Raw genomic sequence first — 6,391 nt, forward strand, 5'->3', positions numbered from 1 at the left:
GGCCGGCTGGCGGCGACCGACATGCCGCTGGGCGTGATCCCGCTGGGCACCGGCAACCTGCTGGCCCGCAACCTGGACCTGCCGGTTGACGACCCGGAGACCGCTGCCGGCATCGCGTTGGCCGGCCGGGACCGGCGGATCGACGTGGTCCGGGCCACCGTGGACAGGTCGGGCGGTGACTCCGTGTTTTTGGTCATGGCCGGCCTCGGCTTCGACGCCGCCGTGATTGGCGGCACCGACGACGGCCTCAAGGACCGTATCGGGTGGCTGGCGTACGTGGAAGCCGGCCTGCGCAACCTTCCGGGCAAGCCGGTCCGCGCCACGGTCACCATAGACGGCGGCAAGCCCATGACCGTGCGGATGCGCAGCGTAATGGGCGGGAACTGCGGCAAGATCCAGGGCGGATTCGAGATGTTCCCCGGTGCGCAGCTCGACGACGGCCTGCTGGACGTCATGACCATCTCCCCGCGTGGGCGGCTGGGCTGGCTCGGCGTGCTGGCCGGGCTCGCCAAACGCGGCCGGAGCGTGGATCCTTCGGTTGACTACTACCAGGGCAAGCACGTGGAGATCCACGCCGGCCGGCCCCAGGAGATGCAGCTGGACGGCGACCATATTGGCATGGGGTCCCGTTTGATGATGCGCGTCGATCCGGGCGCACTCGTGGTGCGGGTGGCACCCGAATAGAACAATAACGACGCCGGTGCGCGCCGCCGGGAGTGCGGCTGCTCACATTGCCGACACAGTTCGGAACATATCTTGAGGTACCCGTTGTTGCACGTGGTAGCTTCAGCGTTTGCCGGCCACCCGCCGGTTGGCTCGTCGTCCCACATCACAAGGGGTTTTCCACCATGATTCGTCGTCGTTTGTCCGTCCTCGGTGCCGCCGCAGCCGCCGCCCTGGTGCTGGCCGGCTGCAGCACGTCCTCGCCGTCGGGGTCGGAGCCGGCGACCTCCTCCGCCGCGACCACGCTGCAGGAGATCCAGGACGCAGGCGTGATCACCGTGGGGACCGAGGGGACCTACCGCCCGTTCTCCTTCCACGAGAACGGCACCGGCGACCTGACCGGTTACGACGTCGAGGTCGTCACCGCGGTGGCGGACAAGCTCGGCGTCGACGTGCGGTTTGAAGAGACCCAGTGGGACGCCATCTTCGCGGGGCTGGAGGCGGGCCGCTTCGACGTCATCGCCAACCAGGTTTCGATCAACGAAGACCGGCTGGCCAAGTACGACTTCTCGGACCCGTACACGGTCAGCACCGGCGTCGTCGTCGTGAAGTCGGACAACAACGACATTTCCTCCCTGGCGGATCTGGAGGGCAAAACGTCCGCCCAGTCGCTGACCAGCAACTTCTACAAACTGGCCAAGGGCGCCGGAGCCAATGTCGAGGCCGTGGAGGGCTGGGCGCAGGCGGTTTCGCTGCTGGAGCAGGGCCGGGTGGACGCCACGGTCAACGACAAGCTGACCTACCTGGACTACCAGGCCACCAACGACAACAAAGACATCAAGGTAGCCGCCGAAACGGACGAAGAAACGCAGAGCGCCTTCGCCTTCCAGAAGGGCAGCGACGAGCTGGTCGAGGCCTTCAACACGGCGCTGGAGGAGCTGCGCGCCGACGGCACGCTGGCAAAGATCTCCGAGAAGTACTTCGGCGCGGACGTCAGCAAGTAAATCCGGCCGCTTCAAAGGGAGACGCTAACGTAACCGTATGGACATCGACTGGGAGCTCGTCGGCAGTTCGCTCTGGCCTATAGTCCAGGGCGGGCTGACCGGCACCATCCCCCTCTCGCTGGCCAGCTTCGCCATCGGCCTGCTGCTGGCGCTCGTCGTGGCCCTGATGCGCTTGAGCCGCAACCGGATCCTGGCCGGCATCGCGCGCGCCTACGTGTCGGTGATCCGCGGCACCCCGCTGCTCGTCCAGCTGTTCGTGATCTTCTACGGCCTGCCGTCGATCGGCGTGGTGCTTGAACCGTGGCCGAGCGCCATCATCGCGTTCTCCCTGAACGTGGGCGGCTATGCGGCCGAAATCATCCGCGCCGCGATTCTGTCCGTCCCCAAGGGCCAGTGGGAAGCCGGCCACACCATCGGCATGGCCGGCACCACCACCCTGCGCCGCATCATCCTGCCGCAGGCAGCGCGGGTGTCGGTGCCGCCGCTGTCCAATACCTTCATCTCGCTGGTCAAGGACACCTCCCTCGCTTCCCTGATCCTGGTCACCGAGGCGTTCCGGGCCGCCCAGGAAATCGCGGCGTTCAGCCAGGAGTTCATGCTGCTCTACATTGAGGCCGCGGCGGTCTACTGGGTGTTCTGCCTGGTGCTCTCCGCCGGGCAGTCCCGACTGGAGAAGAGGCTGGACCGCTATGTCGCCCACTGACGTCCCCTCCGCCGCCGCTTCGCAGCCCGGCTCCGCCGCAGGGCCGGTGCTCTCCGTAGAGGGGCTGCGCAAGTCCTTCGGCAGCAACCAGGTGCTCAAGTCCATCGACCTCTCCGTCCAGACGGGCGGGGTACTGGCCCTGATCGGACCCTCCGGGTCGGGCAAAACCACCGTGCTGCGCTGCCTGAACGGCTTGGAAATCCCCGACGGCGGGCGGGTCGCCTTTTCGGGCGGGCCGGCCGTGGATTTCGGTTCGCCGGTGAACCGAAAACAGATCGCCGCCCTGCGCGACCGCAGCGCCATGGTGTTCCAGCACTACAACCTGTTCCCGCACATGACCGTGCTGCAGAACATCATCGAGGGCCCGGTCCAGGTGCAGAAGCGGTCCAAGGCCGAAGCGGTGCGCGAGGCCAGGTCGCTGCTGGACCGTGTCGGGCTCTCCGGCAAGGAAGACCAGTACCCGCATCAGCTCTCCGGCGGACAGCAGCAGCGGGTCGGCATTGTCCGGGCGCTGGCGCTCAAACCCTCGCTGCTGCTGTTCGACGAGCCCACGTCCGCACTGGATCCTGAACTGGTGGGCGACGTGCTGCACGTGATCAAGGAACTGGCTGACGAGGGCTGGACCATGGCCCTGGTCACCCACGAGCTGGCCTTCGCCCGTGAAGTGGCCAGCGAAGTGGTGTTCATGGACGGCGGCGTGGTGGTGGAACGCGGACACCCCGAACAGGTGCTGCGCGAACCGCGGGAGGAGCGCACCCGGCAGTTCGTCCACCGGCTGCTCAACCCGTTCTAGGACCGGGTTCACTTCCGGCTGGCCCGCCCTCCCCCGACCGCTTCCAGCATCCGCGGCGGTCCCGCGTGACCGGTTTCCAACACGCGCGGCGGTCCCGCCTGACCTGCTTCCAGCACCACGCCGCCGCGCCGGGTGTGGCGCACGCCACGCCGGTGCGAAATTCATCTGATGTCATCTGGGATGGCAGAATGTAAAGTTCCATGCACCGTTCCGCATGGCAGGCTCGTTCCGGCCGGAAGCTTCCATCCCGCGTTTCTCCTGCGCGGAAACCTCCGGCCACGAAAGGCAGAACCATGGCCACTTCCCTGGCTACCAAGTCGTTGACCGCACAGACGGCTTCCGAAGCACACGATCTCCTGAATGCTGCGGTCGAAGAGTTGCAAAAGCTCGCCGCCATCGACGGCGATTGCGGCATCCTGGTCACTCGCACCGGCCCCGGGCAGTTTACGGTGGAGCTGAGCGACGACGTGCCCTACGGCATCACCCAGGAATCGCATCTGTACTAAGCGGTTGGCGGGCCGGTCCCGGTTATATGACGCCGCCCGGTTGCCCGGAATGAAGCGCCGGCCCGCCCCGGTGGGATAATTTCGCCCATGGCTCCAGCGATTGCGTACCAAGGTGAACCCGGCTCGAACTCCCACATGGCTTGCCTGGAAGTGCGCCCCGGTTGGGAAGCGGTGCCGTGTGCCAGCTTCGAGGATGCGTTCGCTGCCGTCACCGGCGGCGAGGCGGAACTGGCCATGATCCCCATCGACAACTCGATCGCCGGCCGGGTGGCGGACATCCACGCCCTGCTGCCGAAGACCACCCTGCAGATCGTGGAGGAATTCTTCCTGCCCATCCGTTTCAGCCTGCTGGGCGTACGCGGGGCCACCGTGGAGCAGGCCCGGGAGGTGCACAGCCACATCCATGCTTTGGGCCAGTGCCGCAAGCTGATCCGCAGGCTCGGGCTCACTCCGGTCATCGCAGGCGACACCGCCGGTTCGGCCCGGGAGGTGGCCGAATGGAACGACCCGACCAAGGTCTCCCTGGCGCCGCCGATGGCCGCCGAACTCTACGGTCTGGAGGTTTTCGCGGAAAAGGTCGAAGACGATCCGACGAACACCACACGGTTCGTGGTGCTGGCCGACCGCCGGCCGGTCCCGTCCCGCGAGGAACTTCCCGGTCCGGCCGTAACCAGCTTCGTGTTCCGCGTGCGGAACGTGCCGTCCGCGCTGTACAAGGCGCTGGGCGGTTTCGCCACCAACGGCATCAACATGACCCGGTTGGAGAGCTACATGGTGGGCGGCGAGTTTGCCGCCACCATGTTCATGGTGGACGTCGAAGGCCACCCGGACGATCCGGCCATGGTCCACGCCTTCGAGGAACTGGACTTCTTCACCACCGAAATCCGCATCCTGGGCGTCTACCCGGCGCATCCGTTCCGGCAGCGGACCGTGCGCCCGGGCGCCGCCGCGCAGTAGCCGTGGGACCAGCAGTCGGACAGTAGCCTTCGGGGCAGCAGCCGTCGCACGGCCGCCCGTCGGGGCAGCAGACACCTCGCGGCGCCCGGAAGTAAAACGCTGCATTTGACGAACTGTTACCGGCGTTTGACCCAGGCCCTTCCCCGCTCTTAGCGTGGAGACGAATCAAGAGCGCCAACTTCACAGCCCTGGCTGGTTGGCCGGCAACCCTCTACCGTAGCGGGGTGCTCCAGGTGATGATTCGGCCCGCCGGGTATGTCGGCAGGCAAGTACGCGTATCCACCCGCAGCAGCTCGGCCGCAGCGGATGCGCCCAAGCCCCAAGGACGCCATGTCGCTACACCATGACCTGACCCCCCACACGTTGCGCTCCGCCTTCGGCCGCTTCCCCTCGGGCATCGCGGCGCTGTGCGCGACCGTCGCCGGCGAGCCGCAGGGCATCGTCGCCTCCTCGTTCACCGTGGGCGTCTCCCTCGAGCCGCCGCTGGTGATGTTCGCCGTGCAAAACACCTCACGGACCTGGCCGCTGGTCCGCCGGGCCAACCGGATCGGCGTCTCGGTGCTCGGCACCGGACACGACGGCGTCTGCCGCCAGATCGCGTCCAGGAACGGTGACCGCTTTGCCGGCCTGAGCCTGCACGGCACGGACGACGGCGCGCTTTTCCTCAACGACGCGGCGCTCTGGCTGGACTGCTCGGTGCACCAGGAGGTCCCGGCCGGGGACCACCACGTCGTGCTGCTGCAGGTGCACGGACTGTCCACGCACGACGGCACCCACGAGCCCCTGGTCTTCCACGATTCCGCGTTCCGCCGGTTGGAACAGCCGGCCTTCGTCTAGGACCCACGGTCCCGGCCCCCGCCGGCAGCCGGCGGGGCCGGGCGGGGGCAGCTAAGGCAGCGGCCTGCCTCGGGCCGCCACCCACAGGGAGTACCACTCCTCGCGGGTCATCGATGCTCCAACCGCTTCCGCCTCGGCACAGGCCCGGATCCGGTCCGGGCTGCTGGTACCGACGACCGGCCGGATGCCTGCCGGATGCCGCAGCAGCCAGCCCAGCACCACGGCCTCGGGCGGGCACCCCTTGTCCCGGGCAAGTTCCGTGACCAGGGCTGCCGCTGCATGATCCGCCGGGGGTGAGGCATCCGCGGGCGCGGAAGCATCCGGTGTCGCGGCCTCCGCTGCCGCACGCCCGCTGTACCGGCCCTTGGCCAGCGCGCCCCAGGCCTGCAGCTCCACCCCGTGGGCGGCGCAGTATTCCAAGGTGCCGTGCGGGAAGCTGATCCCCGGTCCCTCCGGGTGGTTCACCAGCACCCCCGACTCCAGCCAGTCGCGTCGGTACAGGCTCATTTCCAGCTGGTTCACCGCCAGCGGTTCATCCAGCGCCGACTGCAGCCAGCGCATCTGTTCGCCGGACATGTTCGAGACACCAAGGCGGCGTACCTTCCCGGCCATCCGAAGCTCGTTGAACGCCGCGGCGATCTCCTCGGCCGGCGTCAGCGGATCGGGCCGGTGGATCAGCAGCGTATCCAGGTGATCGGTGTGCAGCCGGCGCAGGCTTTCGTCGGTGCGGGCCAGGATGGCTTCCCGCGAGGAGTCGTAGTGCCCGACCATGCCGGGGACCGGCAGCCGGATGCCGCATTTGCCCTGCAGCCGGATCGAGTCGCGCAGCTCGGGACTTTCCGCCAGCACCCGCCCGAACGCGGCCTCGGCCTTGCCGTGGGCGTAGATGTCGGCGTGGTCGAAGGTCGTGATCCCGGCCTCCAGCGCC

General features: G+C 67.8%; 8 protein-coding genes and 1 riboswitch. Of the genes, 7 read left to right on the plus strand and 1 reads right to left on the minus strand.

What is annotated here, in order from left to right; translation table 11 throughout:
• From AC5RUJ_RS09135 to AC5RUJ_RS09165, 7 genes are all read left to right on the plus strand, one after another.
• On the plus strand, positions 1 to 684 hold a 684-nt coding region (locus tag AC5RUJ_RS09135; RefSeq protein ID WP_494155779.1), incomplete at its 5' end, for a diacylglycerol/lipid kinase family protein.
• A gap of 164 nt (positions 685 to 848) precedes the next feature.
• Entirely contained in the window at positions 849 to 1,667 is an 819-nt protein-coding gene (locus tag AC5RUJ_RS09140) for an amino acid ABC transporter substrate-binding protein (protein WP_494000806.1), read from the plus strand.
• A 43-nt stretch (positions 1,668 to 1,710) separates the two neighbouring features.
• Positions 1,711 to 2,370: an amino acid ABC transporter permease gene (locus tag AC5RUJ_RS09145; RefSeq protein ID WP_494001307.1), complete on the plus strand. Its 660-nt coding sequence runs from the start codon at positions 1,711 to 1,713 to the stop codon at positions 2,368 to 2,370.
• The gene (locus tag AC5RUJ_RS09150; RefSeq protein ID WP_494000807.1) at positions 2,357 to 3,163 is read left to right on the plus strand and encodes an amino acid ABC transporter ATP-binding protein; all 807 of its coding nucleotides are present in this window, start codon (positions 2,357 to 2,359) and stop codon (positions 3,161 to 3,163) included. The genes AC5RUJ_RS09145 and AC5RUJ_RS09150 overlap by 14 nt, the downstream gene beginning before the upstream one ends.
• A 293-nt stretch (positions 3,164 to 3,456) precedes the next feature.
• Positions 3,457 to 3,669 (plus strand): hypothetical protein, encoded by a 213-nt coding sequence (locus AC5RUJ_RS09155; RefSeq protein ID WP_494000808.1) that lies wholly within the window; start codon positions 3,457 to 3,459, stop codon positions 3,667 to 3,669.
• A gap of 87 nt (positions 3,670 to 3,756) precedes the next feature.
• Positions 3,757 to 4,626, plus strand: coding sequence for a prephenate dehydratase (locus AC5RUJ_RS09160; RefSeq protein ID WP_494024260.1), 870 nt, complete (start codon positions 3,757 to 3,759; stop codon positions 4,624 to 4,626).
• A 163-nt stretch (positions 4,627 to 4,789) separates the two neighbouring features.
• Positions 4,790 to 4,904, plus strand: a riboswitch (SAM riboswitch).
• Between the two features lie 52 nt (positions 4,905 to 4,956).
• A complete protein-coding gene (locus tag AC5RUJ_RS09165) occupies positions 4,957 to 5,463 on the plus strand; it encodes a flavin reductase family protein (protein ID WP_494024259.1) in 507 nt (168 codons plus the stop codon).
• Positions 5,464 to 5,514: 51 nt separating this feature from the next.
• Here the strand turns inward: AC5RUJ_RS09165 and AC5RUJ_RS09170 are convergent.
• A partial coding sequence (locus AC5RUJ_RS09170) for an aldo/keto reductase (RefSeq protein WP_494155780.1) occupies positions 5,515 to 6,391 on the minus strand: 877 nt, incomplete at its 5' end.

It is taken from the genome of Arthrobacter sp. Y3223164 (genome assembly GCF_059091005.1).

What these genes read in the sequence shown, in the direction of transcription:
- AC5RUJ_RS09140 (WP_494000806.1), top strand. Translation starts at nt 849, where the DNA reads ATGATTCGTCGTCGTTTGTCCGTCCTCGGTGCCGCCGCAGCCGCCGCC.
- AC5RUJ_RS09150 (WP_494000807.1), top strand. Translation starts at nt 2,357, where the DNA reads ATGTCGCCCACTGACGTCCCCTCCGCCGCCGCTTCGCAGCCCGGCTCC.
- AC5RUJ_RS09155 (WP_494000808.1), top strand. Translation starts at nt 3,457, where the DNA reads ATGGCCACTTCCCTGGCTACCAAGTCGTTGACCGCACAGACGGCTTCC.
- AC5RUJ_RS09160 (WP_494024260.1), top strand. Translation starts at nt 3,757, where the DNA reads ATGGCTCCAGCGATTGCGTACCAAGGTGAACCCGGCTCGAACTCCCAC.
- AC5RUJ_RS09165 (WP_494024259.1), top strand. Translation starts at nt 4,957, where the DNA reads ATGTCGCTACACCATGACCTGACCCCCCACACGTTGCGCTCCGCCTTC.